The organism is Corallococcus caeni (genome assembly GCF_036245865.1).
Lineage (GTDB): Bacteria > Myxococcota > Myxococcia > Myxococcales > Myxococcaceae > Corallococcus > Corallococcus caeni.
On sequence record NZ_BTTW01000001.1, the window covers coordinates 26,627 to 51,192 of the forward strand.

The following is a 24,566-nucleotide window of genomic DNA, read 5'->3' on the forward strand; positions in this document are numbered from 1 at the left end:
TGCGAACGGGAGGGAATCAGGACTTCTTGAGGAAGGGGGTCTTCACGACGACCGCGGGCACGGCGCGGCCGCGGATCTCCACGTCGAAGGTGGAGCCTTCGGTGGCGAGCGCTGTGGGCACGTAGCCCATGCCGATGGGCTTCTTCACCGTGGGGCCCTGCGTGCCGCTCGTCACCTCGCCCACGCGAACGCCGTCCTTGAGGATGGGGTAGCCGTGGCGCGGGATGCCGGCGCCGGTGAGCTCGAAGCCCACGAGCTTGCGAGGCACGCCCGCGGCCTTCTGCGCCACGAGCGCGTCCTTGCCGATGAAGCCGCCCGCCTTGTCCAGCTTGACGATCCAGCCCAGGCCCGCCTCCAGGGCGGTGTGCGCGTCGTCGATGTCGTTGCCGTAGAGCGCGTACTTCATCTCCGTGCGCAGCGAGTCGCGGGCGCCCAGGCCGCAGGGCTTCACCCCGTCCGGCTGCCCGGCCTCCAGGAGCGCGTCCCAGAGCTTCACGGCGTCGTCGCTGGCGCAGTACAGCTCGAAGCCGTCCTCGCCGGTGTAGCCCGTGCGGGAGATGATGGACTTCACGCCGGCCACCTCCCCTTCCGTGAAGCGGTAGGTGCCCACCTTGGACAGGTCCGCCTTCGTCAGGCGCTGCACCAGCCCCACGGCCTTGGGGCCCTGGACGGCGATCTGCGCGTACTCATCCCCGCGGTCCACGGGGGTGACGCCTTCCGCGCGCGCCTTCATCCAGGCGAAGTCCTTCTCGCGGTTGCTGGAGTTGACGCAGATGAGGATGCGCTCGGGGCTGAAGCGGTAGGCGACGACGTCGTCCACGAAGCCGCCCAGGTCGTTGAGCAGGCCCGCGTATACGGCCTGGCCGTCCTGGCAGCGGGCCAGGTCGTTGGAGATGAGCCGGTTCACCGTCTCCAGCGCGCCGGGGCCGGAGAACTCAATCTCCCCCATGTGGGAGACGTCGAACAGGCCGACGGCGGTGCGCACGGCCTCGTGCTCGGCGATGACGGAGGAGTACTGCACCGGCATGTCCCAGCCGACGAAGTCGACCATCCGGGCCCCCAGCTTGCGGTGGGCCTCGTTGAGGGGCGTACGCCGGGTCATTGACTTCTCCATGGGCAGAAAAAGGGGGGTGGCGAAACGGCGCGGACTATAGCGGCGCACCTTCTCCGATCAAGGCCGACGCGGAAGGGACTAAACTCCTCCCGACATGAAGATCCGCAACTGCCTCAATCCCTCCCGGCCAAGCTTCTCCTTCGAGTTTTTTCCTCCCAAGACGGACGCGGGCGTGGCCTCGCTCCTGCGCACGGTGGAGGAGCTTGCGCCGCTGGAGCCGGGGTTCGTGTCGGTGACGTACGGGGCGGGCGGGAGCACGCGCGACCGGACGGTGGAGCTGGTCACACACATCAAGCAGCAGTCCGGCATCGAGGCGATGGCGCACCTGACCTGCGTGGGTCACACCCGCGACGAGCTTCGTGACGTGCTGCGCCGGCTCGACGCGGCAGGCATCGAGAACGTGCTCCTGCTGCGCGGGGACCCGCCGCAGGGGCAGACGACGTTCGAGCCGGTGCCCGGGGGCTTCCGCTACGCGGAGGAGCTGGTCCGATTCGTCCGAGAAGAGGATTTCAACTTCTGCATCGGGGGTGCGTGCTATCCGGAGGGCCACGTGGAGACGGCGTCGCGCGAGGACGACCTCCAACACCTGAAGGCCAAGGTGGATGCGGGGATGGACTTCGTGGTGACGCAGCTCTTCTTCGACAACGCCTTCTATTTCGACTTCGTGGAGCGGGCGCGGCGGGTGGGCATCAACGTCCCCATCGTCCCCGGCATCATGCCCATCACCAACTACGAGCAGGTCCAACGCTTCACGCGCATGTGCGGCGCCACGGTGCCCATGCGTCTGGCGCTGCAGATGGAGCGCGTGAAGGACCAGCCGGACGCCGTCGTGCAGCTGGGCGTGGCGCACGCCACGGTGCAGTGCATGGAGCTGTTGTCGCGCGGCGTGCCGGGCATCCACTTCTACACGCTGAACAAGTCCCCCGCGACGCGGATGATCGTGGGCGCGCTGAAGGGGCGGTCATGAGCGGCCCGGGTCCGCAGCTGCCGCCGGGCGATCCGCGCCTCAAGATCTTCCAGATCGTGCGCTTCCCGGCGTTCTTCCTGCTCATCGTCGGCGTGCTGCACGTCACCTTCAGCCTGCTGGGCGGGGTGCTGGCGGCGCTGAAGGTGGCGTCGCCCTTCGCGACGCCGGGGCAGGCGCCGGTGGTGCTGGAGTTCACGACGGGGTTCTCGCTGGCCATCGTGGGCGGAATCCTCTGCGGGCTCCTGGCCATCTGGGGCGCATGGAACGCGATGAACCTCAAGGGCTACGGCCTGGCGACGGTGGGCGCCATCTGCGCGATGTACACGCTGACGCCGGGCTGTTTCGTCGGAGTTCCGGTGGCGGTCTGGATGCTCTTCACGCTGCGCCGCGACGGCGTGCGCGAGGCGTTCGCACCATGAACCCGCGCGCCGTCCGCACGGTGCGCTTCCTGCTCACGGGCCTGGGCAACGTGGGCGTGCCGCTCCTGGAGATCCTCCAGTCGCGCGCGTCGCTCCTGATGGAGCGCTACCGGCTGGAGCTGTTGCCGGTGGGGCTGGCGGACTCGGGTGGCGCGGCGGTGTCGCCGCATGGGCTGGACGTGGCGGCGGTGCTGGCGGTGAAGCGGGCGCGGCACTCGGTGGCGTCGCTGCCGGTGGTGGGCCGGCCGGGGATGAGCGGGCGCGACCTGGTGCGCGAGGTGAAGGCGGACCTCCTGCTGGAGGCCACGCCCACCAGCTTCCAGGACGGGCAGCCCGGCCTGGACATCACGCGGGAAGCGCTGATGCGCGGCATGCCGGCGGTGCTCGCGAGCAAGGGGCCGCTGGTGCTGGGGTTCCAGGAGCTGGCGGCCCTGAGCGACCTGGAGTCGCCGGGCCGGCCTCGCCTGCGGTTCAGCGCCGCGGTGGGCGCGTCGATGCCGCTGGTGAACGTGGGCCGCCGGGACCTGGCGCTGGGGAAGCTGGGCCGCTTCGAGGGCGTGCTCAACAGCACCAGCCACCTGCTCCTGTGCCGCATGGCGGAGGGCAGGACGTACGAGGCCGCGCTGGCGGAGGCGCAGGCGCTGGGCATCGCGGAGACGGACCCCACGCTGGACGTGGACGGCTGGGACACGGCGGGCAAGCTGGTCATCCTGGCCAACGCGGTGATGCGCGTGCCCACGACGCTGAAGGACGTGGCGGTGACGGGCATGCGCGACGTGACGCGCGCGGAGCTGGACGCGGCGCGCGCGAAGGGCGGCCAGGTGCTGCTCCTGGCGCGCGGCGAGCCGCTGGGCGCGGACCGGTGGGAGTGGAGCGTGCGGCCCACCGCCGTGGACGCGTCCCATCCCCTGGCCCGGCTGGGCGCGATGGAGATGGGCGCGGTGTTCCGCAGCGACCTGCACGGCGTGAACACCGTCATCAACGGTGAGCAGGGCGCCCGGGGCACGGGCGCGGCGATGCTGAAGGACGTGCTCGAAATCTTTCCGGACTGAGGCTTCAGCCCAGCGACTTCATGAGCCGCTCCAGCAGTGGCTCCACCAGCTCCTGTCCGCGCAGCTGGGAACGCCAGCGGTGCGGAATGCCCTTCAGGCCGAAGATGAGGCCCGCGATGCCGCCCGCCACGCAGGCCGTGGTGTCCGTGTCGTGGCCCAGCCGGATGGCGGACTTGACGACCTCTTCGTAGGTCTTGCCGTTCGCCACGCAGGCGCGCGCGGAGCGCAGGCAGTCCACGACGTAGCCACCGCCCGTGCCGGGTGCCGGGTCGTCCGGACGGATGTGGGCTTCCAGCTCCTCCCGCTGCGGGAAGCCTTCGACGTACAGGTCGCGGAAGGTGGCCACGGCGTCGGCCCACGGATCCGCCGCGCCCTCCAGGATGCGGCGCGCCCAGAGGCAATACAGCGCGCAGCACACCTGGGCGCGCACGTGGCCGTGCGTCACGCGCGACTGCGCCATGGCATCCGAGACGAGCGCGGCGTCCTTGCCCTGGTGCCACAGGGCCAGTGGCAACACACGCATCAGTGAGCCATTGCCGTTGTCCATGGTGCCGCTGGGCCCCGCGAGCATCGCGGGCGTGCCGTCGCGCAGCCTGCGCAGGGCGGTGCTGGTCTGGATGCCCACGTCGAACACGTCACCATCCACGGCGAGGTAGCCCCAGTCCTGCCAGTTCACCAGCCGCCGGCCCAGGTCCTCGCAGTCGAGCCGCTTCTGATGCGTCAGCGAATCCAGCAGGCACAGCGCATGGGCTCCGTCGTCCGACCACGTGCCGGGCGGGACGCGGTCGTGCGCGCGGTCGAAGTTCGGTGGCGGGTCGTATTCAATGGCCTCGGGAGGCGGAATCCGCTCCGGCCGGTGGAACTCGTAGGGCACCCCGAGCGCGTCTCCGACGAGCAGCCCATACAGCCCTCCCGCGATGCGCTCCTCACGACTCACCATGTCCCAACCTCGCAGGTCCATGCCCCAGCCCCATCGTGTACTCAGGACACCATCCATGTAAAGGCTGACGGCTCGCGCGGTGTTCACGGATCATGCGAAGCTCTTGCGCCCTTCCTTCCAGGAACGGGACACCCCATCCCCACGAGAGGCGCTCCAATGCGTCGACTCACCCTGCTGACTGCCCTCTGCCTGTCTGTCCTTTCCGCGTGCTCCCCGGTGGAGCCCGAGGCACCCGCCGTGCCCGAGACGCCTGACGGCACCTCGCGGAGCCGAGCCGTGCAGTTGAACCGGGAGTTCAACGCCCAGGTGGCGTGGACGGGCGCGACCAAGTGCGACACCTGCGGGCGGGCCTCCTATGCCTGCTCTGACAACACGGGGAACTGGAACGGTGGGGTCCAGAGCTTCGCGGATCCCCTCCCTTCGGGTTGGGTGGCGACGGAGGTCTTCGTGAACATCGCCGCCCGAGGCTACGACGGTGGCATCTCCACCGTCCGGATGAACAACCTGGCGCTGGGGACCTTCACCCTCCCCGCACGGCCGTTGTTCAGCTGCGGCTTCTGCGTGCCGCAGGCCGTCAAGTACGTCGCGGGTGATCAGTCGGGGCTGCCCGGCTACCAATACGGTGCCCTCAATACCCTGACGCTGCGCACGGAGAAGACCAACTGCTTCGCCACCGCCGACATCCGCATCCAGGCGGGGCGGCCCCTGCTCACGTTCAATCCCGCCAAGGTGTCGTTCGGCTCGGTGGCGGTGGGGGCGTCCGCCACGCAGAAGGTGACCTTGACCAACGAGGGCGTCGCCCCGCTCGTCATCCGCTCCCTCAACGTCACCTCCGCGTCTCCCTTCGGGCTGACGCCCGTCACCCTGCCCTTCACGCTCAAGCCCCGCTCCAGCCTGGACGTGAACGTGACGTTCTCGCCCAAGGTCGACCGCGCGGACTCCGGGATGTTGACCGTCGTGAGCAGTGATCCCGACCTGCCCCAGCTGCGGATCTCCCTCGAGGGGACCGGCGGGGCCGCGAAGCTCCAGCTCAGCCCGACCTCGCTCGACTTCGATGACGTGCGGGTTGGCACGAGCAAGAACCTCCCCCTCCAGCTGAAGAACGTGGGGAACCAGCCGCTCACGATCCCCGCCGTCCTGACCCAGCCGCCCTTCTCCGTCACGGGCCTTCCCGCGGGGGGCGTCGTGCTGCAGCCCGGCAGCGGCCTCCCGCTCACGGTGACCTTCACGGCGACGGCCGGGGACGCCAACCAGCCGCTGTACATCCAGTCCCAGGGCTCCACCACTCCGCTCGCGGAGGTCGCGCTGCACGGCACGGGCATCGAGCCCGCCATCTTCGTGGCGGCGACCGCCATGGACTTCGGCGTGCACACCGCGGGCATCGACTCGGTTCACCAGACGCTGACGGTGAACAACATGGGCCAGGCCGACCTGATCATCACCGCGTTCGACGTGGCCGCGCCCTTCTCGGTGGAGGCCGGCCTGCCGCTGATCATCAAGGCCCGGGAGCAGGTGGACCTGACCGTGGCCTTCGCGCCTGTCGCCGGGCGCGTCACGAAGGACCTCATCCTGCGGAGCAACGACGTGAACCACCCCGCGTTCAAGGTGTCCCTCTCGGGCACCGGCGTGGAGGTCCCCGCGCTCCAGGTCACCGCGTCGGATGGCGGCACGGCGCTGGCGTTCGGCGCACGGGAGGTCAACTCCGTGAGCACGCCGCAGACGTTGACGCTGAAGAACGTGGGCGCGGGGACGCTGGTGGTGGAGCCCATCCAGGCCCCCACGGGCTTCGCCGTCACGCCGACGGCGCGGCTCAGCCTGGCGCCCGGTGCCACGACCCAGGTCCAGGTGACGTTCGAGCCTGCGCACACCGCCCAGTTCACACAGGAGCTGACGCTGAGCGCGGACGGCCCTGGAGGCTCCACGCGGGCCGTGCCGCTCAGCGGCCAGGGCGTCGAAGGAAAGCTGACCGCCACCCCCGCGGCGCTGTCCTTCTCGCGGACGGAGGTGGGGAGCAGCAGCAAGGCAGTGCAGGTGACGCTCGTCAACGCGGGGACGGACTCCATCAGCATCAGCACCATCGCGGTGGCGGGGCCGTTCTCGGTGGTGCTCCCGGAGCTGCCCAAGGTGCTCACCCCGCGCGACGCCTTCACGATGGAGGTCACCTTCAGTCCGCTGGAGGATGGCCCCGTGGCCGGCGCGCTCCGGGTGTTCTCCAACACGCCGTCGTCCCCCACGGTGGTGAAGCTGGAGGGTGACGGGCTCCAGGCCATCGCCCGGATGGCGAGCGACGTGCTCGAGTTCGGAGGCCAGCGGCTGGGGACCGTGAGCACGCCGCGGGAGTTCACGCTGTTCAACACGGGAAGCGAGGCGCTGAACGTGACGGCGGTGAACGTGACCGGGCCGTTCCTGATCTCCGGGCTCAACGTGGGCACCAGCGTGCCGGTGCTCGGAAACCGCACGTTCCAGGTCAGCTACAAGCCCACTGAGGCCACGGCGGAGAACGGCGTGCTGGAGGTCCAGAGCAACGCGCCGCGCGCCGCCCAGGTGACGCTGCGGGGCACCGGGACCACGGCTTCCATCGAGGCCTCCGTGACGACGCTGGCCTTCGGACCCCAGTTCCTGGGAACGAATCCGCAGCGGGTCGTGGAGCTGCGCAACACCGGCACGAGCCCCATCACGCTCACGGGGTTGGATCCGGTGGACGGGTTCTCCGTGTCAGGACTGCCGCGCCCCCATCAACTGGAAGCCGGCACCAGTCACGCCTTCTCCGTGGCGTTCGAGCCGCCACGGTCCGGCGAGTACGCCGGGTCGCTCGCCTTGCGGCACGACGCATCCGCCACCCCGCTGATGATCGCGGTGCAGGGGACTGGCGTTCAGCAGGCGCTGACGGTGACACCCGGAGCCATCGCCTTCGGCAACCAGCGCGTGAACGCCACCAGCCAGGCGCTTCCGCTGGAGCTCGTGAACACGGGCAACGTGCCCGTCACCGTGCAGGTGACGTCCTCTGACGCCGCCTTCCAGGTGGACACGCGCGCGGTGACCGAAGCCATCCCGGCGGGTGGCCGCGCCAGCGTTTCAGTGACGTTCCACCCGACGAGCACGGGCACGGTGCGCGGAGAGGTCCGCGTGGTGCCGAGCGGAGGCGGACTCGCCCCGACCGTCGTTCCCGTGGAGGGGATTGGCGAGTCCGTCACGGTGGAGGGCAGCGGCTGCTCCGTGGGTGGGGCGGGCGGTGCCGGGCTGCTGGCGATGTGGCTCCTCGCCATGGGGATGCTCCGGCGCGGGCGGCGGCTGCGCTGAGCCTGAGCACCTCCGTGCCGCCGCCTCTGTCCGAGGCGGCGGTCCAAACCGGTCCGACAGTCGGACCAGTTGCGGGGAGGGAGCCCGTCAGGGTCGGGGTGCCCGCCGCGGTTGTCACAACTGGTCCGACTGTCGGACAGGTTCGTGCGACAGGCCGCCGACGGCGAGCCGCTATCGGGTTCTCATGTTCCAGCCATCCGAGCAGGACTCCGGTCCGAGGGCTCAGGAAGGAGGCGGCGCGGGAATGGTGCGGGCCGGAGCGGGCTCGCCCAGGATCAACAGCAGCTCCGCGCGGCGGTTCTCGCCCCTGCCCGCCTGAGTCCCGTTGGAGCTCGCGGGCCGGCGTGCACCGAGGCCTCGGGCTTCCAGGCGGTGGGCCGGGACGCCCTTCCGCTGAAGGTAGTCGCGCACCGCCTCCGCGCGGGCCAGGGACAGGCGCTGGTTCGACGCAGAGGAACCTTCCGCGTCCGTGTGCCCCTCGATGACGACGCGCTCCACCTCGGGATGCTCCAGGAGCACTCGCGCCACTTCATCCAGCACGCGCGAGCGGCCCGGCAGCGTCGTCGCGCCGACCTCGAAGAAGACCTGGCCATGGAGGACAAGGCGCTCGCGGGTCAGGGTCACGAGCGGGTCACTGGACTCGGGGCAACCGCCGTGCTCGCGGGTTCCCTGCTCGTGGATGCATGCATCCAGCACATCCACGACGCCGTCTCCATCCGTGTCGGTTTCGGAGACCGACACGTCCTTGGCGGGCTCGGGAGGCGGAGGTTCCGAGGGCGTGGGTTCGGGCTCGAGTTGGGGTTCGGCGGGGGCGCGCGGCAGTCCCTGGACGATCTCGTAGACGATGTCCTCCGGGGGCGGAGGTGGCGCCTTGTCGAAGAGCAGTGCCAGTCCCGCGAGCACCCGGAAGCGCGGGGACCCCGGTTCCGAGCCCACGCCCGCCCCGCCCATGGCGAAGAACTCCCAGGGCCGGGCGGGGGCGTAGCGAAGGCCCCCGAGCAGCTCACCGCTGGTGCGCTGCTGCCGCCAGGAGTACGCACCGTTCGCGGACACCTCCGCGCGCAGGGCGTATCCCACCGTCAGTCCCACACCTGCCCGCAGCTCATTGCCCACGCCGTTGAGGCTGTCCACGCCGGAGTCCGTCGACACGGCGCGACGCAGGAGCACGCCCAGCTCCAGCGCCGGAGCCACGGGCCCCCAGCGCTTCCCCATCATGATCCGTCCCTGGCCGCGGACACCCTGATCACGAGCGAGCGCTCCCGAGCCGCCCACGGGCAACCGGACGTCCAGGTCGAGCGCCAGATGGAAGGCCTCGGGAGCGGAGGTCCCCAGCAATCCCAGCCGGGCCGCGAGCCTCGGCGCCCCCAGGCCGCTGCGTGACGGCGGGGAGATGGACAACACGGTGCTCACGTCCGCGCCGCTTTGGTGGATGACGCCCGGAAGCTGGGCCTGAAGCTCCAGCCAGGGCAGCACGCCAACGGCCAGCGACACCAGCCCGGTGGTCCGGGACAGGACGAGCGGGTACTCGTCCGAACCGTTCAGAATCGTCAGGGGTGCCCGCTGGTAGTGCGCCATCAGGGAGACGCGCACCGCCCCGGGCGCGAGCAACTCTCCGCTTCCGAGCGCCACGGGCCCCAGGCCCGGATTCGGGTCCAGGCGCTCCAGGGAGAACGTGGGCAGGGGCGTGGCGTCCTGGGCACGCGCGGGGCTTGCGAGCAACAGCAGGCCCAGCACGGCCCCGCCACGGACGCATCGGTGCAAGGCCGGACCCATGCGCCCATCATCCGTCAGGTTCCGCCCGGGGCGAAGGGGAATGGCGGAATGTGCCATTCGCCGCATCCTAATCAGAGCGTGGTGAACATCGCTCCGCCGAGCTGAGATACTATCTCGATCTTCATCCTTGTCACGTCGACACTTATCGCAGCGACCGCCCTAAAAGCACCCTAACAAGCAACCCAACGAAGACGACAAGTCCGCTCCAAACAGCAGGCAACTCAGGCATGCAAGACGCCCACGCACCACAAACACCGCAATAACACCAAATGACAAACCAGACAAGGCGCTTAAGCGCACTCCTAAGAAGGCTCGAAATCGAACTCCTCCGAAAATGCGCCCAAGAAACGCTCGGAGAGCGCTTTCGCCCACGTCGTTCAAAGAACGACTACGTCAACGACATCCAGTCGGCACATGTGCCGATCCAGCATATTGCAGCGGCACTTCAGAAGGCGGCTGGCACGTGGGATGGGACGACCAACGCGCCGCCCCTCATTCAATGGAACGAGAGTGTCTTAGGACCACTCGGCATGACCGAGGCACGACAAGCTCGTGAGGTTGGAGATGCTGCTGAACTGGTAGACAGTCTACTCCTCGAAGCACTCTCGGATGCGCACCTCGATTTTGTTGCCACACAAGTGTCTCCGGATTTCGCGCAGGCAGCACAGACAACGGGGGCTGATCTCGCAATCAAGCGCATGACTCTCGCACAAGCATGCCTCCATGGCTCAGATGAAGAGTTGATGGCAGCAGTCAACAACTCAATTCCAACCCTAGGGCCACTCAAGACCGATCCCGAAGAACCATACATAGTCCTAGACTGGCTTGTCACTCCTTGGGGCCTCCTATCGCTTCCACACGAACACACTGAAGACGCAATTGCCAGCATCCTCTGCGAGCGCGGCGGCGTTCGTCTAAATGCAATTTTACCTGAGATTCCTGGTGCCTCCACCAAGGAACGCTGCGCCATTTACACCTTGCAGAAGGGGCCATCTCTCGCCATTGACGAATTCTTCTCAACGGCAACCATCTGGGAGTTTCTCCAGGCCAAAGGCCTGCACCTGCCAATAGACGCGGACCAGCACATGCTTCGCGGACTGATGCTCCAATACGTTGGATTGCGACCTGCGCCACGCCCAGATGGGTTACTGAGACAATACTCCGAACTGTTGCACCAACCTCCTCCAAGAACGTCTTCCGACAACTCGGATGCAAGAAGCTGGCGCGAGCTTCGCAGATTCGAGCGCCATTGGGAGAACAATGCATGCGCGCTCATTGCATCCGCAACGGCTGAGCTTGAACTTTCCCTCAAGGACTGGCTTTCCGTCGACGGAATAAAATCTCTCGCCGATAGGCAACTGACCACGCGCAAGCAGCGCCCTATTCGTGAACTAACTCTGGGCCAAAAGCGGCGTCTATTCGAACAAGTACTCACAGATATCGAAAAGACGCCTCAATTCGCGCATGCACTAAAACAGGTAGGGCGGACAGCCAGCGAAATGCGTGCTGCATTTTGTGGCCCATCCATGGAACTCCTGATTAGCGCTCGCAATGAGCTTGCACACCCCAAAGAAGAAGTTCCTCCAAACTGGAACAATATCCGCCTGCGTCTAATTGATGCCTTAAGGCCACTCGCCACGCCAGCGGCACAGGGGCTTGTTACAATTGCAGCGCCAGTGGTCCGCCTGGTTGAGGAGCGCACAGACGCAACAGGATGGACCCGGTGCGAGTTTGAAACCGAAACTGGAGAGGCTGTTGTTGCCTCTCTAGGCGGGCAGTCCCTAGCCATTGTCGGCGCCGAGAGCAAGAACTTCCATCTCGTCGCTCGTAGCAAGACGGCGGTAGTTCGGCCCATCTTGATTTCAAACTAACGTCACACTCTCCATGACTGGTCGGATCTCAATCGAAACTCTGCCGGCCGTGCCAGGATATATCAGCAGCATTGATCGAAGTCTTCGCCGGTAACAGCCGCCAATTATAGCCTCTAACAAATGTGAGGGCAGAGGCGGCGCAGGAGCATGACGCAGCAACCGAGGACGAGGAGTCCGAAGTGGACGTCGTCCCTGCGCTCGTCGCGGACGCGAAGGCGGCGCAGCTGGTTCTTCCAGGCCAGCGTGCGCTCCACGACCCATCGGTAGCGTCCGAGCCTTTCCTTGGACTCAACACCGGGACGCGCGATGCGGGCGGCAATGCTGCGTAGACGAAGCCCGCTCCGGTTCTTCCTGGAGGCGTAGGCCTTATCGGCGTGGAGTTTTCCCGGGCGAAAGCGGCGCTGCCCCGAAGGCATCCGCACCGCGGGCACGGAGTCGACGAGCGGGAAAAGTTCGTGCGTGTCGTGGACGTTGGCGGCTGTCACCGATTCGGTCAGCGGCAGGCCGTGGGCCTCTACGAGAAGATGATGCTTGCTACCCGCCTTCGCTCTATCCGTCGGGCTTGGGCCCGTGAGGGCCCCCTTTTTGACGCCCGGACGGACGAGGAGTCGATAGCGGCGCGGGAGAAGTCCACCTTGCCGCGCAGGCCCAGTTCATCCAGCAATCGCGCCTGGAGCTGTTCCCACACGCCAGCCCGGGTCCATTCCTCCAGCCTGCGCCAGGCCGTCATGCCCGACAGGCCGAACTGCTTGCGAGGCAGCATCTCCCATGGGATGCCGCTTCGGAGCACGAAGACGATGGCTTCCAGCGCCGCGCGGTCATCCGCCCGAGGACGGCCCAGCTTCTTCTTGGGCTGGGCCGGCGGCAGCAAGGGAGCCACGCGCTGCCAGAAGGCGTCGGGGACGAGTTCGCGGACCATGCCCCTCAACCTGGGGACGCCCCTTGCGCTCGGCCACTCCAGCCCTGACTTTCGTTAGGTGCTGTTAGCGCCAGGAAAGAGGTGACACATGAGCATGACGCAGCCATGGACTTGAAAACCAAGTTGCCGTCGCCTCCGCATTAATCTCGGCCTCAAAGTCGAGCGCAGCTGGCTCAGCCGAGCCAGCTTACGCTCCACGACTAGAGATAGCGCCCGCACCGGTCAATAGACTCGACGCAAAGGCAACCGTCACTTCCCAGCGCGCTGTGCCGCCTCCAGCGTGTTCTTCATCAACATCGCAATCGTCATCGGGCCCACGCCACCCGGCACCGGCGTGATGAACGACGCGCGCTCCGCCGCCGCGGCGAACTCCACGTCGCCCACCAGCTTGCCGTCCGCCTTGCGGTTCATGCCCACGTCAATCACCACCGCGCCGGGCTTGATCCACGCGCCCTTCACCAGTTCCGGCACGCCCACCGCCACCACCAGGATGTCCGCCTGGGCCACCTCCGCCGGCAGGTCGCTCTTGCGATGGCACACCGTCACCGTCGCGTCCTTCTGGAGCAGCATCAGCGCCTGCGGCTTGCCCACGATGTTGCTGCGGCCCACCACCACCGCGCGCTTGCCCGCCGGATTGCAGCCGACCTCCTCCAGGAGCCGCATCACGCCGTAGGGCGTGCACGCCCGCGTCGCCGGCCTCCCCAGCAGCAGATTTCCCGCGTTCATCGGGTGGAAGCCGTCCGCGTCCTTCTCCGGCTTCACCGCGGAGATGATGGCGTCCGCATCGATGTGCTTGGGCAGGGGCAGCTGCACCAGGATGCCGTGCACCGCCGGGTCCTCGTTCAGCCGATGCACCAGCGCCAGGAGCTCCTGCTGGGTGATGGTCTCGTCCGGGTGGTGCTCCCAGGAGTTGAAGCCCACCTCCTCGGCGGCCTTCTTCTTCCCCGTCACGTAGATCTTGGAAGCCGGGTCCTCACCCACGCGCACCACGGCGAGTCCCGGGGTGATGCCGCGCTCCGCCTTCAGGCGCGCCACCTCCTCCTTGATCTCCGCACGCACGCGCGCCGCCACTGCCTTGCCGTCAATCAACTGAGCCGTCATGAGACCCACCTTATGCAAGACTTGCCCGGCGCAAGGGAGCGAAGCGACGGCATGGGTGCGGGAAAAGTTCTCGGGGCGATGTTGGGTCTCATGGCCGGCCTCCTCCTCGGCGGGCCCTGGGCCATCGTGCTCGGGCTCATCGTGGGCACGGGCCTGGGCCACTACTTCGACGAACAGCACGCCGCGCCCCCCGACTTCCCCGAACTCTTCAGCGACTTCCCCGCCACCTTCGAACCGCCTCCCAGGCAGGCCCCCCTCTCCCAGGGCCCGGGCGAGTTCCCCATCGTCCAGGCCCCGGACGAGGACCCGCTCGACCGCGACCTCACCGCCCTCTTCGTGGACGTGGCCCGCGCCGACGGCGAGATGCGCCGCGAGGAGGTCCGCGAGGTCCGCCGCTACTTCGAGGATGTCCTCCACGCCGACTCCCACACCGTCCAGGCCGTGCGCCGCCACCTCAAGGACTTCCTCTCCCACCCCGCCACCCTGGACGCCCCCGCCGCCCTCGCGTCCTGCCTGGACTCCCTGCCTTCAGGCGAACGGCTCCGCCTGCTGGACGCGCTCTATGAGATGGCGCTCGCGGACGGCCCCCTCCAGCGATCCGAACGCGAGGCCCTGAAGCGCATGGCCGAGGGCCTGGACGTCCCGGACGCCAAGGCCCAGGCCCTGGCCGAACAGCACCTGGGCGACGCGACCGCCCACTACGCCACCCTGGGCCTGCCGCCGGACGCCACCGACGCGGAGGTGAAGAGCGCCTACCGGAAGCTCGCCGCCCAGCACCACCCGGACAAGGCCAGCCACCTGGGCCCCCGGGCCGCCGAGCGGGCCGCCCGTCAGTTCCAGGCCGTCCGCGACGCCTACGAGGAAATCCGGCGGCTGCGCGGCCTGTAGCCCGGGTTAGAAGACAGGAATCCCATGAGCCAGCGTCCCCCGAAGAAGAAGGAAGCGGAGTTCCAGAACAACCCGTTCAAGTCCGCCATCAAGACGCTCCAGGACCAGGAGAAGCAGGAGAAGCAGGCCGCCGCCGCCGCGGAGGTCGCCAAGAAGAAGGCCGCCGTGCAGAAGCCGGCGAAGGCCCCCAAGGCCCGCCCGGAAGACGACGACGTGGGCCTCTTCTTCTCCGCCATGGACGGCGTGCAGCAGATCACCAATCGCGGTGAAGCCCCGAAGGTGAACCCGCGCCTGCCGGAGCTCATCGACGACAACGCGGAGGCGCTGGCGCAGCTGTCGGACCTGGTCGCGGTGGACGGGCCGCTGTCCTTCACCGGCTCGGACGAGTCCTTCGAGGGCGCCTCCCCCGGCACCGACCCCAACCTGCTGCGTTCGCTGCGCCGGGGCGACTTCTCCGTGCAGGACCGGCTGGACCTTCACGGCAAGACGCAGAAGGAGGCCCAGGCCGCCGTGGAGCGCTTCCTGTCCGACAGCCGCCGGGCCAAGCGCCGCTGCGTGCTCATCGTCCACGGACGCGGTTTGAATTCCAAGGACCAGATCCCGGTGCTCAAGGACGCGGTGCGCGACCTGCTGTCGCAGAAGCGGCTGGAGCGGATGGTCCTGGCGTTCGCCACCGCACGCCCGCAGGACGGCGGGGCCGGCGCGGTCTACGTGCTCCTGCGCCGATAGCTTTACGCGTGGCCGTGGCTGTGCATACATGCCGCCATGGTTCGCGACCTCATTGACCTCCATATCCACGTGGGTGGCGCGGTGGCCCCGCACATCCTGTGGTCCATTGCCCACCAGCAGGGCTTCAAGCTCCCCGTCAAGAACTACTTCGACTTCGTCGAGCTCATCACCTCCCGTCCGGGCAAGGTGGGCAGCCTCGACGACTACCTGAAGATCCTCCACACCTGGACGGAGAAGATCCAATCCTCTCCCAGCGCCATCGAGCGCTCGGTCTACGAGGTGATTGGCAAGGAGTACCGGGGCAGCCGCGTCACGCAGATTGAGCTGCGCTTCAACCCCATGAAGCGCAACCTCTCCAGCGAGCTGGACCTGGACCACATCATCCACGCGGCGCTGCGGGGCATGGACCGCGCGGTGCTGGAGTACGGCGTGAAGGTGGGCTTCATCTTCTGCCTGGCCCGCGAGTTCGACCACAAGCTCAACAGCATCATCGTGGAGAAGGCCATCAAGTACCGCTCGCGCGGCGTGTACGGCATCGACCTGGCCGGCACGGAGCGCGACGCGATGGAGCACAAGCCCTCGCTGGCGCAGTACGAGGACCTCTACGCCCGCGCGCGCAAGGGCGGCCTCAAGTGCACCGTGCACACCGGCGAGACGGCCGGCACGGGCGCGGAGGGCCTGATGGCGGCGGTGGAGAAGCTCAAGCCCCACCGCATCGGCCACGGCATCCGCGCCGCGTACGACGAGTCCGCGATGAAGGTCCTGCGTGAGAACAACATCACGCTGGAGCTGTGCCCCACGTCCAACATCCACACCAAGGCGGTGGCGGACCTGAAGGAGCTGGAGCACATCATGCGGACGTTCTGGGACCGCAAGGTGAAGTTCACCATCAACACGGACGGCCCCTACCTGCTGGAGACGGACATGCGGCGGGAGATTGAAATCGTCGAGTCCAACGGCCTGCTCTCCACCGAGCAGGTGGACCAGGCACTCGCGTGGGCGCGCGAGGCGTCCTTCATCCCCGCCTGACATGTACGGCTTCACTCGCGCACTGCTGTTCACCCTGCCCCCGGAGCCCGCGCACCGGCTGGGCATGGCCGGGCTCGCGGCCCTGGGCAGGTGGCCCGCCCGCTGCCGTGCCATGCGCGAGCACACGCTGCGCCTGGCGCCCATGGACCTGTCCGTGGAGCTGGCGGGGCTGAAGTTCGCGCACCCGGTGGCGCTCGCCGCCGGGTTGGACAAGGACGCGGAGGCGGTGGACGGGCTGTTCGCCTGCGGCTTCTCCGCGGTGGAGATCGGCACCGTCACGCCGAAGCCGCAGCCGGGCAACCCGAAGCCGCGCCTGTTCCGGCTGCCGGAGCACCGCGCGGTCATCAACCGGATGGGCTTCAACAACCACGGCGCGGCCACCGCGGCGGAGCGGCTGAAGGGCCGGACGTGGAAGCCCGGCCCGCTGGGCGTGAACATCGGCAAGAACAAGGACACGCCGCTGGAGCGCGCGGTGGACGACTACGTGGCGTGCGTGGACGCGCTCGCGGCGCTGGGGGATTACGTCGTCGTCAACGCGTCCTCGCCCAACACGCCGGGCCTGCGCAAGCTGCAGGAGCCGGAGCAGCTCTCCGCGCTGCTGCTCGCGGTGCGCGAGCGGATGGAGGCCGTGGCTCCGGGCACGCCGCTGTTCCTGAAGATCGCCCCGGACCTCACGCCCGAGGCCGTGGATGAAGTGGTCGACGTGGCGATGGAGCGCGGGCTGTCCGGGCTCATCGCCACCAACACCACACTCACCCGCCCCTTCGAGCACGTGCACGCGAAGGAGGCCGGCGGCCTGTCCGGCGCCCCCGTGCGTGAGCTGTCCAACGCGGTCATCCGACGCGCCTGGCAGCGCAGCCGGGGCACCCTGCCCCTCATCGGCGTGGGCGGCGTGTTCACCGCCCAGGACGTCTACGAGAAGCTGCGCGCGGGAGCCACCGTGGTGCAGGTGTACACGGGCTTCATCTACGAGGGCCCGGGCATGGTGGACCGCATCCTCCCGGAGCTGGGCGCGCTGCTGGCCCGGGACGGCTTCACGTCCGTACGGGACGTGATTGGCGTGGACGCGCATACGGGCATGCCCGCCGTTCCCGTGTAGCGCCGCCGCGACCCGTGGCACGGCGCGCAATACCAGACGCAAAATGTCTTGAATTGCACACCCACCTGCCCTTCAGGGCAGGTCGATCGTACTCCCGGAGCATCCACCTTGCCCCCGCGGCTGTATTGGCAAGGAGCAGGGCATGCGGATGCAGGGATGGTTGGGATTGGCGGTGACGGGGTGGCTGGTGGGCTGTGGAGTGGAACCGGAGGACTCCGCCACCGCAGCGCAGGTCCAGGCCCAGGTGTGCGCTCCCGGTTCAGCGCAGGAGGTGAAGCAGGTCATTCCTCCCGACCATGTCCCGGGCGGCTGGCTGAACGAGGAGCCGCGTCCCCGCTGGCTGACGGACGTGGCGGGCACGCTCTTCTTCGCGGTGGACCTGGAGCGGGGCACCACGCTCTGGAAGAGCGACGGGACGACAGCGGGCACCATCGCCCTGCTGACGCTCCCCGCGCCGGACACGGGGGAGCGGCGCATCCAGAACCTGACCGCCGTCGGCACCCGGCTGTTCTTCGAGCTGTATGACCCGGCAAACGGACTGACCCTCTGGGTCTCCGACGGCACCGCGACCGGAACGCTCCAGGTGAAGGACCTTTCGGCGTGCGATGACTCCTCGGCCCAGTATGGCTTCCAGTCGCATGACGGCGCGCTGACCTTCCTCCACGAGCCGTGCGGCGCGGGGCACGTGGAGCTGTGGCGTTCGGACGGCACGAAGGCGGGCACGGTCCGGGTCCAGGACTTCGGGAGCGGGACGATGATCAGCGGCGACGCGCGCACGTTCTCGGCACGGGTGCTCTTTGTCCATCAGGACGGTGTGGGCCCCCGCTTGTGGCGCACGGACGGCACGGCGGCCGGAACAGTGGAGGTGCGGACCTTCGGCCCCCAGTCCCGGGTCGTGCGCACACTGGAGGTGAGCGGCGCGGTGCTGTTCATCGTCCAGGACCCGACGACGGGCACGACGCTGTGGCGCACGGACGGCACGGCCGAAGGGACGCGGCTGCTGAAGCGGCTGGATGCCTCGTCGACGGTGGTGCTGGAGAACCAGCATGTCGTGGGCGGCACGGCGGTGTTCGCCTTCTACGACGCGGGCCCCAGCACCGAGGTCTGGAAGACGGACGGCACCGAGTCAGGAACGGTGCGACTGGACACCTTCGGCACGGAGGCCCGGCTCCTGGGCATCGCGGGGCCGTACGCCATCCTGGTCACCCGCTCCGCGGATCAGCAGCACCAGGAGCTGCGACGGCTGTCGTTGTCCGGGGGTGGCAAGGAGCTGGTGGCCGTGCTCGACAATCCGTTCGCGGACGAGTCCACGGGCGTGGGGCTCCAGGGCGTCATCCGGACCGGGGACCGCATCTTCCTCAGCCAGGTGATCTCCAGCATGGAACCGACGAACGAGCAGGTCAGCCTCTGGGTGACGGATGGAACGGCGGCGGGAACCCGTGAGCTCGCCGGGGGCCTCTCCACGTCCAAGGTCGCCCAACCGCCCCTCTTCGACACCGGCACCGGCACCGTCCTCTTCGTCAACCGGGTGGGCTGGAGCGGGCTCGAGCCCTGGGTGACGGATGGGACGCTCGCGGGCACCCAGCCCATCGCGGACATCCAGGAGGGTCCGGGCAGTTCGCATCCCCTCGAGTTCCAGCGCGTGGGCAATCGAGTGTTCTTCAATGCAATGCCAACCGTCCGGGCCTTCTCGCTGTGGTCCGTGCCGGCCGCGTTGTCCTGCTCGGCCGGGAATCCGGCCCGGTAGCAGAAGCGGCCTTCAGTGACGGAGCCAGTGCCCCCGAAGCAGGCTCCATCCGTTTCCACTTCAGCTAGAAACTCGCCGCTCCATTCCCAGCACGCCTGTTCATGAAATGGCTCGGGGCTGTCTCGGGAAGGGAGAGTGTCATCACACGAAGGGGGACTCCGTGAGGCGAGTAAAAAGCAATTGGGCGGTCATTCTGGCCGTCCGCATCGTCGCGGCTGCAGGCTGTGGTGAGCTGCTGCCGAGGAACTCACGGCGGTGAAGGTGCCACAGGCCGTGTCTGGGGGCGCCTACCATTCCTTGTTCCTCAGGAAGGATGGCGTGGTCTGGGCCTGGGGACAAAACGTGTCGGGGCAGTTGGGCACGGGGAGCACCAGCAGCACACCTCAGGAGCCGCCTCCACTCCCGGAGCCCGTGAAGCGGTTCCTGGCCTCCGAAGAGGATTCGCAACCGTCTTCACGAGCCTCATGGCTCAAGTGGCTGGCCGTCTCCGTGGCGGGAAGCCTCATCGCCTCTGCCGCCCGGTGGTGGAGCTGATCAGCAGCCGCAGGTGCCGCCGAAGGCGTACTGGTATTGATATTCCGTGTGCGTGTAGTTGCCGGCCGCGTCGAAACACACGCGGTAGCTGGACTGCAGATTGGACAGGCCCGGCTTGCCGCGCCAATAGGGGGGAGTGCCATCCTCGCACAGCGGAGGGGCGTTCTCAGGCCCGCCCCCTCCCGCGATGGACCGGGTATTCCCCGCCAGCTCGTCACCCTCACAATACAAATAGGAACCACAAGAGCGGTTGTCCATACAATACTGCGAACCGGTGTTGCTCCACTCGGACCAGGTTCCGCACGATCCCAGCGCGGACTCCGACGTGGCAAGTGCCGCGTCCTCGACCGCAGCCTCCTCGGGCGTCATGGGCCCGCCGCACGCAGTCAACGCCAGACCCGTGCACACTCCGGCGACCACGCGCAGCAATGACATTCCAGGCATGATGGGGGACTCCTTGTCCGAGGGGGCACCGGAATGGCGCCCGGCCGTCCGACAGGGATTCACGTTAGACAATCGTGACCCTCCAAGCCAGCTCAAGACTTTCAAGAACCCGCCAGCAAGAGCGTTCCGTTCAAAAGACGGCAAAGGCTATCGACTTGCAATCCATTGCGTCACCGACACCAGCTCGCGCCGCGTCATACTGCCGCCCTGCGTAAAGCCTTTCTCGGCCTGCTTCGCCAGCGTCAGCGCCCGGGCGTGCTCCGCTGGTTGGCTCCAGAGCGCCTGCGCCAACGCGAAGTGCGTCATCGCCGCCTCCACCGGGTTCCAGTCCAGAGGCGCCAGCACCCGCTCGGACGTCTCCAGCAGCTTTCGCGCGCTGCGGCTGGAGCGCGAGGCGCGCACCAGCCGCAGCGCGCGGGCGTCCTCCTCCTCGTCCGGCAGGCGGCGCTCGTGCAGCAGCTTGATGGCGACGGTGCGGCGCAGCTCCGGGTCGAAGGCCTCGAAGACCTCGCCCATGCCGCCCTGCCCCAACCGCGCCAGCATCACGTAGCGGCCCACGCGCGTCGCATGGAGCGGACGCTCCGGCACGATGGAGTCACTCGTCGGGTGGCCCGTGTTCGGCGCCTGGGAACCAGTGTCTTGAGAGGACCCGGAGGTATTCATCGCCCTCGGCCTACCCGCCCGGGTCATCTGCCTTATCCCCGCCCGACCATTTGGGCCGGATCTCCAACAGCCCCAGCCCGCCTGTCCTGTCGAAGTCCTCTGCGACGCCGCCTTCAGGCAGCCGCCTGATCAGGACGGGAGCCAATCCCGAGTGGGCCCGTTTTGCGGAGCTCGCTTGCTACTCCACCTGCCGTCCGTGCCAGACTGGCCGGATGAACCGCGTCCTCCTATTGGCCGGACTGTTGAGCCTCGTTGCGTGCAAGGGCAACATCGGGCCAAGCCCCAACAACGGAGACCCCAACAACCCCGGGGATCCCGGTGGGTCCGGGGGCAACCTGAGCGCCGCGTGCGTGGTGCAGTCGGTGCTCTCCAATCGCTGCGCCGGCTGTCACGGCGCGCTGCCGACACAGGGGGCGACGATGCCGCTGCGCACCCTGCACGACATGCGGGTGAGCTCGGCGATGGATGGGAAGCTCAGCAACGCGCAGCGCGCGCTCATCCGCATGCGCGACGACGCGTCCCCGATGCCGCCGGCCCCGCATGAGCGGGCGAGCGCGGCCGAGCGCACCGCGCTCGAGACCTGGATCAAGGAGGGGATGCCCCTCTGCAATGGCACGGACGGCCCGCCCGTGACCGTGGTGCCCGAGCCCAACCTGCTCGATCAGTCCGCGCTCTTCACCTGCACCGAAGGCGTGCGCTCGGATGCGCCGACGCGCATCCGCCGCATGAACCGGCGCGAGTTCACCCGCAACGTCGGTGGCTCGGTCGAGCGCAGCTGGACCGGGTTCAGCTTCTACGACAACCCGCTCGATCCCAGCGCCATCGAACAGTACAGCTCCTGGGCCTCGGACGAGACGCTGGACGAGGCCACGGTGGAGCTCTTCCTGCCGGTGGTCGGCGCGGCCGCCGCGCCGTGGACGATGAACTACCCGGACGGCAACCGGATGGAGCGTGTCTTCACCGACAGCCGCTTCAGGTGCATGTTCGACGACGCGAACCCGAGCGACGCCTGCAAGCGCTTCCACCTTGGCCAGATGCTCGAGTTCGGCGTCTTCTTCCGCCCGCCCACCGAGGATGAGCTGACCCGCCTCACCGCCTTCGCGACCGCGGTCATCGCGCAGGAAGCGAGCTACTCCCCACAGAACCGCGCGGACTCCATCACGCGGATCTCCAACGCCGCGTGGATGATGACCGGCGCCATGTTCCGCCGCGAGCTGGGCGGCAAGCCGGCCGACGGTCGCGTGGAGCTGACCAGCCTCGAGCTGGGCTCGCAGCTGGCCTACGCGCTGGCAGGGCGCGCGCCCTCGGCCACGCCGAGCTTCGTGTGGCCGTACTACTCCGCGCCCCTCGAGGGGCATCTGGCGGACGTGGCCCTTGCCGCGAAGGATGGCTCGCTCACGCAGGATGCGACGGCCACCGACCTGATCAAGAAGCACCTGGGCGGTGTCGACGCCAACCAGAACGGGACACCGCGCTTCGACCTGGTCCAGGACTACAACGAGGAGCAGCGCTCCAAGCGCGGGCAGTACTGGCTGGGTGACGGCGTGGCGGGCTTCTTCCGCGAGTGGCTCGGCTACGGGCACGTGTCCGCGGTGTTCAAGGAGTCCCCGGCGGCGACCTCGCGCTTCGAACTCGAGGGCCTCGGCTACATCAGCTCGGTCTCGTACGACAACCTGCTCACCAACTTCCATCCGCTGGAGCCGACCTTCATCCAGCAGTTCGACGATCTGATCGCGCGGGTGGTGGTCGAGGATCGGGACGTGCTGGCGAACCTGCTCACCACGCGCACCTTCTACGTACCCTCCATGCAGAACGCCGCGTACGACTCGCACAAGGGCCTCTCGCACCCCTACAACGTCAGTGAGATCCTCCCGGCGACCGTCGCGGGCCGCTGGAAGACGCTGCCTGCCACGGAGCGCGCGGGCGTGCTGACCCACCCCGTGTGGCTGGCCGCGCACGGCGGCAACTTCGAGGACGATCCGTCCATCGTCCACCGCGGCAAGTGGGTGCGCGAGAACCTCCTGTGCGGCTTCGTCCCGCCGCTCAGCAGCGTGCAGGTGGCGGCCAAGGTCGGCGCTCACGCCGCCGACAAGAACGCGCGCCGCCGCCTGCAGGAGGCGACCGCCGGAGCGCAGTGCCAGGGCTGTCACCGTTTGATGGAGCCGCTCGGCCTGCCCTTCGAGATCTACAACCACGCGGGCTTCCTGCGCGCGCAGGATCACTCGACCAGCGGAGGCTGGACCACGCCGGACGGAAGCTCGACGCTCACGTCGATGCCGGACCCCGCGCTGGACGGCCCGGTGCGCGACGCGGTGGAGTTGAGCGAGCGCCTGGCGACCTCGCCGTACGTGAAGCGCTGCTTCGTGCGGCAGGCCTTCCGCTACTTCATGGGACGCCCGGAGAACCCGAGTGACGCCTGCACGCTGACGCGGATGGAGCAGGCCTATGATCAGAACAACGGCTCGTTCTCCAAGATGCTGACCACGCTGATGACCAGCGACACCTGGAAGACGCGGCGTGTGCCGCAGGCTGGAGAGTGACTGCCATGTTCTCGCGACGAACCGTCCTGAAGGGCATGGCCGCCGGCCTCTTCGCGCCCTACTTCCACGACGTCTACGCCCAGTCGTCCGCGTTGCCGGCGCGCCTGGTGTTGGTCCTCGAGTGCAACGGCGTCTACCCCCGCGCCCTCCTGAGCACGGGCACCCGCGCTGCGCTGGGTGGCAGCGCCAACACCTCCGACCGCATCTTCTGGGACGCGTACAAGGACACGCCGCTGGTGCGTGAGGGCGACAACCTCGCCAGCGCGATCAGCCTCGGGCCGCTGGCGGCGTCCTCCGGCAACATCGACCTGGTGAACCGCTCCGCCGTGCTGCTGGGGCTCTCGAACCTCATCGCGGGCGGCGGACACTCCAGCGGGACGGGCGGGCTGAGCTGCGCGGTGAACGGCGCGGGCGCGACCTTCGACGCGGTGATCGCACCTCGCCTGCGCCGGGGTGCACCGTTCGACGTGCTGCGCCTGGGCACCAGCTCCGCGCGCGTGTCGATCGTGTACGAAACCTGCGCGCTCGGACCCCGCAAGCCCGCGGGCATCATCGTCAACCCGTCGCTCGCGTTCGACAGCACCTTCGGCTCGCTGCTCGGCGGCTCGACGAATGGGCGCGATCGCAAGATGCTCTTCGACTTCGCGCTGGCCGACTCGCGCAAGGCGCTGGCGGAGTTCAGCGGCAACTCCAACGAGCGGCTGAAGCTGGAGCGCTACGTCTCCTCGCTCGAGTCGCTGCGCACGCGGGAGGAGCAGCTCTCAGGCATGGCGGACCGCGTGCGGCCCTACCTGCCGCTGGCGCCGAAGGACAACCCGCTCCTCACCGGAGCGGGCTCACCGCCCGACTCGCTGAAGTGGTTCGAGGCGCAGTTCCAGATCGCCACGGCGTCCCTCCTGGGCGGGCTGACGAACACGGTCGTGCTGGCGACGGGCACCTCGGGCTTCGACGTGTCCTACGGCCCGGACGTGAGCGACGTTGCGCGACACAACCTGCAGCACGGCCTGGACGCGGGGCAGAACTGGGAGAAGGTCGCCGAGGTCACCCGCCGCCACGTGCAGCTGGTGGCGAAGCTGGCGAGGACGCTGGCCGCCACGCCCGAGGTCGGCGCGAGCGGCTCGATGCTGGATCACACCGCGATCGTCTTCATGTCCGACAACGGCGAGCAGCACCACTCCACCTCGCGTGAGTGGCCGAAGCTCGTGGTGGGCGGCAACGCGCTGGGCCTGAAGACCGACGGGCGCACGGTCGTGTACCCGAAGTACGACGCGGCCCGGAACCGGCAGGTCTCCAACCTCTTCAACACGCTCGGCCACGCGTTCGGAGACGCGGACTTCAACACCTTCGGGCAGGAGGGCAGCACGCGCATCGCGCCGGGACCGCTGAGCGAGCTGTACGGCTGAGCGACCTCCAATCACAGACATGCCTGCCCGCCGA

General features: G+C 68.3%; 20 protein-coding genes. 13 read left to right on the forward strand and 7 right to left on the reverse strand.

Going from position 1 to position 24,566, the window contains the following annotated elements:
• Positions 1-16 precede the first annotated feature (16 nt).
• Positions 17-1,102, reverse strand: coding sequence for a glycine cleavage system aminomethyltransferase GcvT (gene gcvT / locus AABA78_RS00145; protein WP_338261028.1), 1,086 nt, complete (start codon positions 1,100-1,102; stop codon positions 17-19).
• A gap of 106 nt (positions 1,103-1,208) precedes the next feature.
• Between gcvT and metF the strand changes: the two genes are divergently transcribed.
• From metF to AABA78_RS00160, 3 genes are read left to right on the forward strand one after another with little or no spacing between them, the layout of a single operon-like run.
• Complete coding sequence (gene metF / locus AABA78_RS00150; protein WP_171413550.1) at positions 1,209-2,081, forward strand: methylenetetrahydrofolate reductase [NAD(P)H]; 873 nt, start codon at positions 1,209-1,211, stop codon at positions 2,079-2,081.
• Complete coding sequence (locus tag AABA78_RS00155) at positions 2,078-2,500, forward strand: hypothetical protein (protein ID WP_171413551.1); 423 nt, start codon at positions 2,078-2,080, stop codon at positions 2,498-2,500. Before metF ends, AABA78_RS00155 begins: the two co-directional genes overlap by 4 nt.
• Positions 2,497-3,552, forward strand: a complete 1,056-nt coding sequence (locus tag AABA78_RS00160; protein ID WP_338261030.1) for a hypothetical protein — start codon at positions 2,497-2,499, stop codon at positions 3,550-3,552. Before AABA78_RS00155 ends, AABA78_RS00160 begins: the two co-directional genes overlap by 4 nt.
• A gap of 4 nt (positions 3,553-3,556) precedes the next feature.
• Here the strand turns inward: AABA78_RS00160 and AABA78_RS00165 are convergent, their stop codons facing one another.
• Positions 3,557-4,492, reverse strand: coding sequence for an ADP-ribosylglycohydrolase family protein (locus AABA78_RS00165; protein WP_338261032.1), 936 nt, complete (start codon positions 4,490-4,492; stop codon positions 3,557-3,559).
• Between the two features lie 237 nt (positions 4,493-4,729).
• Between AABA78_RS00165 and AABA78_RS00170 the strand changes: the two genes are divergently transcribed.
• Positions 4,730-7,792, forward strand: a complete 3,063-nt coding sequence (locus tag AABA78_RS00170; RefSeq protein WP_338261033.1) for a choice-of-anchor D domain-containing protein — start codon at positions 4,730-4,732, stop codon at positions 7,790-7,792.
• 222 nt (positions 7,793-8,014) lie between these two features.
• Here AABA78_RS00170 and AABA78_RS00175 read toward each other — a convergent pair whose 3' ends face one another.
• Positions 8,015-9,553, reverse strand: coding sequence for an OmpA family protein (locus tag AABA78_RS00175; RefSeq protein WP_338261034.1), 1,539 nt, complete (start codon positions 9,551-9,553; stop codon positions 8,015-8,017).
• Between the two features lie 281 nt (positions 9,554-9,834).
• Between AABA78_RS00175 and AABA78_RS00180 the strand changes: the two genes are divergently transcribed.
• Entirely contained in the window at positions 9,835-11,436 is a 1,602-nt protein-coding gene (locus AABA78_RS00180) for a hypothetical protein (RefSeq protein ID WP_338261035.1), read from the forward strand.
• Positions 11,437-11,549: 113 nt separating this feature from the next.
• On the opposite strand, the gene AABA78_RS00185 is transcribed toward AABA78_RS00180, so the two are convergent.
• A protein-coding gene (locus tag AABA78_RS00185) for an IS5 family transposase (protein WP_338261036.1) occupies positions 11,550-12,355 on the reverse strand; the annotation gives its coding sequence in 2 pieces (ribosomal slippage) (positions 11,550-12,010 and positions 12,010-12,355; 807 coding nt in all).
• A gap of 249 nt (positions 12,356-12,604) precedes the next feature.
• Entirely contained in the window at positions 12,605-13,456 is an 852-nt protein-coding gene (gene folD, locus AABA78_RS00190; RefSeq protein WP_120525852.1) for a bifunctional methylenetetrahydrofolate dehydrogenase/methenyltetrahydrofolate cyclohydrolase FolD, read from the reverse strand.
• Positions 13,457-13,546: 90 nt separating this feature from the next.
• On the opposite strand from folD, the gene AABA78_RS00195 reads away from it, so the two are divergent.
• From AABA78_RS00195 to AABA78_RS00220, 6 genes are all read left to right on the forward strand, one after another.
• The gene (locus AABA78_RS00195; RefSeq protein ID WP_338261038.1) at positions 13,547-14,344 is read left to right on the forward strand and encodes a TerB family tellurite resistance protein; all 798 of its coding nucleotides are present in this window, start codon (positions 13,547-13,549) and stop codon (positions 14,342-14,344) included.
• A gap of 24 nt (positions 14,345-14,368) precedes the next feature.
• On the forward strand, positions 14,369-15,073 hold the full coding sequence (locus AABA78_RS00200) for a Smr/MutS family protein (protein WP_338261039.1): 705 nt from the start codon (positions 14,369-14,371) through the stop codon (positions 15,071-15,073).
• Positions 15,074-15,109: 36 nt separating this feature from the next.
• Positions 15,110-16,102: an adenosine deaminase gene (gene add / locus AABA78_RS00205; protein ID WP_338261041.1), complete on the forward strand. Its 993-nt coding sequence runs from the start codon at positions 15,110-15,112 to the stop codon at positions 16,100-16,102.
• Between the two features lies 1 nt (position 16,103).
• Entirely contained in the window at positions 16,104-17,201 is a 1,098-nt protein-coding gene (locus AABA78_RS00210; RefSeq protein WP_338261043.1) for a quinone-dependent dihydroorotate dehydrogenase, read from the forward strand.
• A gap of 142 nt (positions 17,202-17,343) precedes the next feature.
• Positions 17,344-18,948, forward strand: a complete 1,605-nt coding sequence (locus AABA78_RS00215; RefSeq protein WP_338261044.1) for a hypothetical protein — start codon at positions 17,344-17,346, stop codon at positions 18,946-18,948.
• A 273-nt stretch (positions 18,949-19,221) separates the two neighbouring features.
• Positions 19,222-19,482, forward strand: coding sequence for an RCC1 domain-containing protein (locus tag AABA78_RS00220; protein WP_338262353.1), 261 nt, complete (start codon positions 19,222-19,224; stop codon positions 19,480-19,482).
• Here the strand turns inward: AABA78_RS00220 and AABA78_RS00225 are convergent, their stop codons facing one another.
• Together AABA78_RS00225 and AABA78_RS00230 are read right to left on the reverse strand one after the other, a co-directional pair.
• Positions 19,483-19,926: a hypothetical protein gene (locus AABA78_RS00225; RefSeq protein ID WP_338261045.1), complete on the reverse strand. Its 444-nt coding sequence runs from the start codon at positions 19,924-19,926 to the stop codon at positions 19,483-19,485.
• Between the two features lie 147 nt (positions 19,927-20,073).
• On the reverse strand, positions 20,074-20,514 hold the full coding sequence (locus AABA78_RS00230; protein WP_338261047.1) for a hypothetical protein: 441 nt from the start codon (positions 20,512-20,514) through the stop codon (positions 20,074-20,076).
• 287 nt (positions 20,515-20,801) lie between these two features.
• On the opposite strand from AABA78_RS00230, the gene AABA78_RS00235 reads away from it, so the two are divergent.
• Together AABA78_RS00235 and AABA78_RS00240 are read left to right on the forward strand one after the other, a co-directional pair.
• Entirely contained in the window at positions 20,802-23,129 is a 2,328-nt protein-coding gene (locus tag AABA78_RS00235; protein WP_338261050.1) for a DUF1588 domain-containing protein, read from the forward strand.
• A 5-nt stretch (positions 23,130-23,134) separates the two neighbouring features.
• Entirely contained in the window at positions 23,135-24,532 is a 1,398-nt protein-coding gene (locus tag AABA78_RS00240) for a DUF1552 domain-containing protein (protein WP_338261052.1), read from the forward strand.
• Positions 24,533-24,566 lie beyond the last annotated feature (34 nt).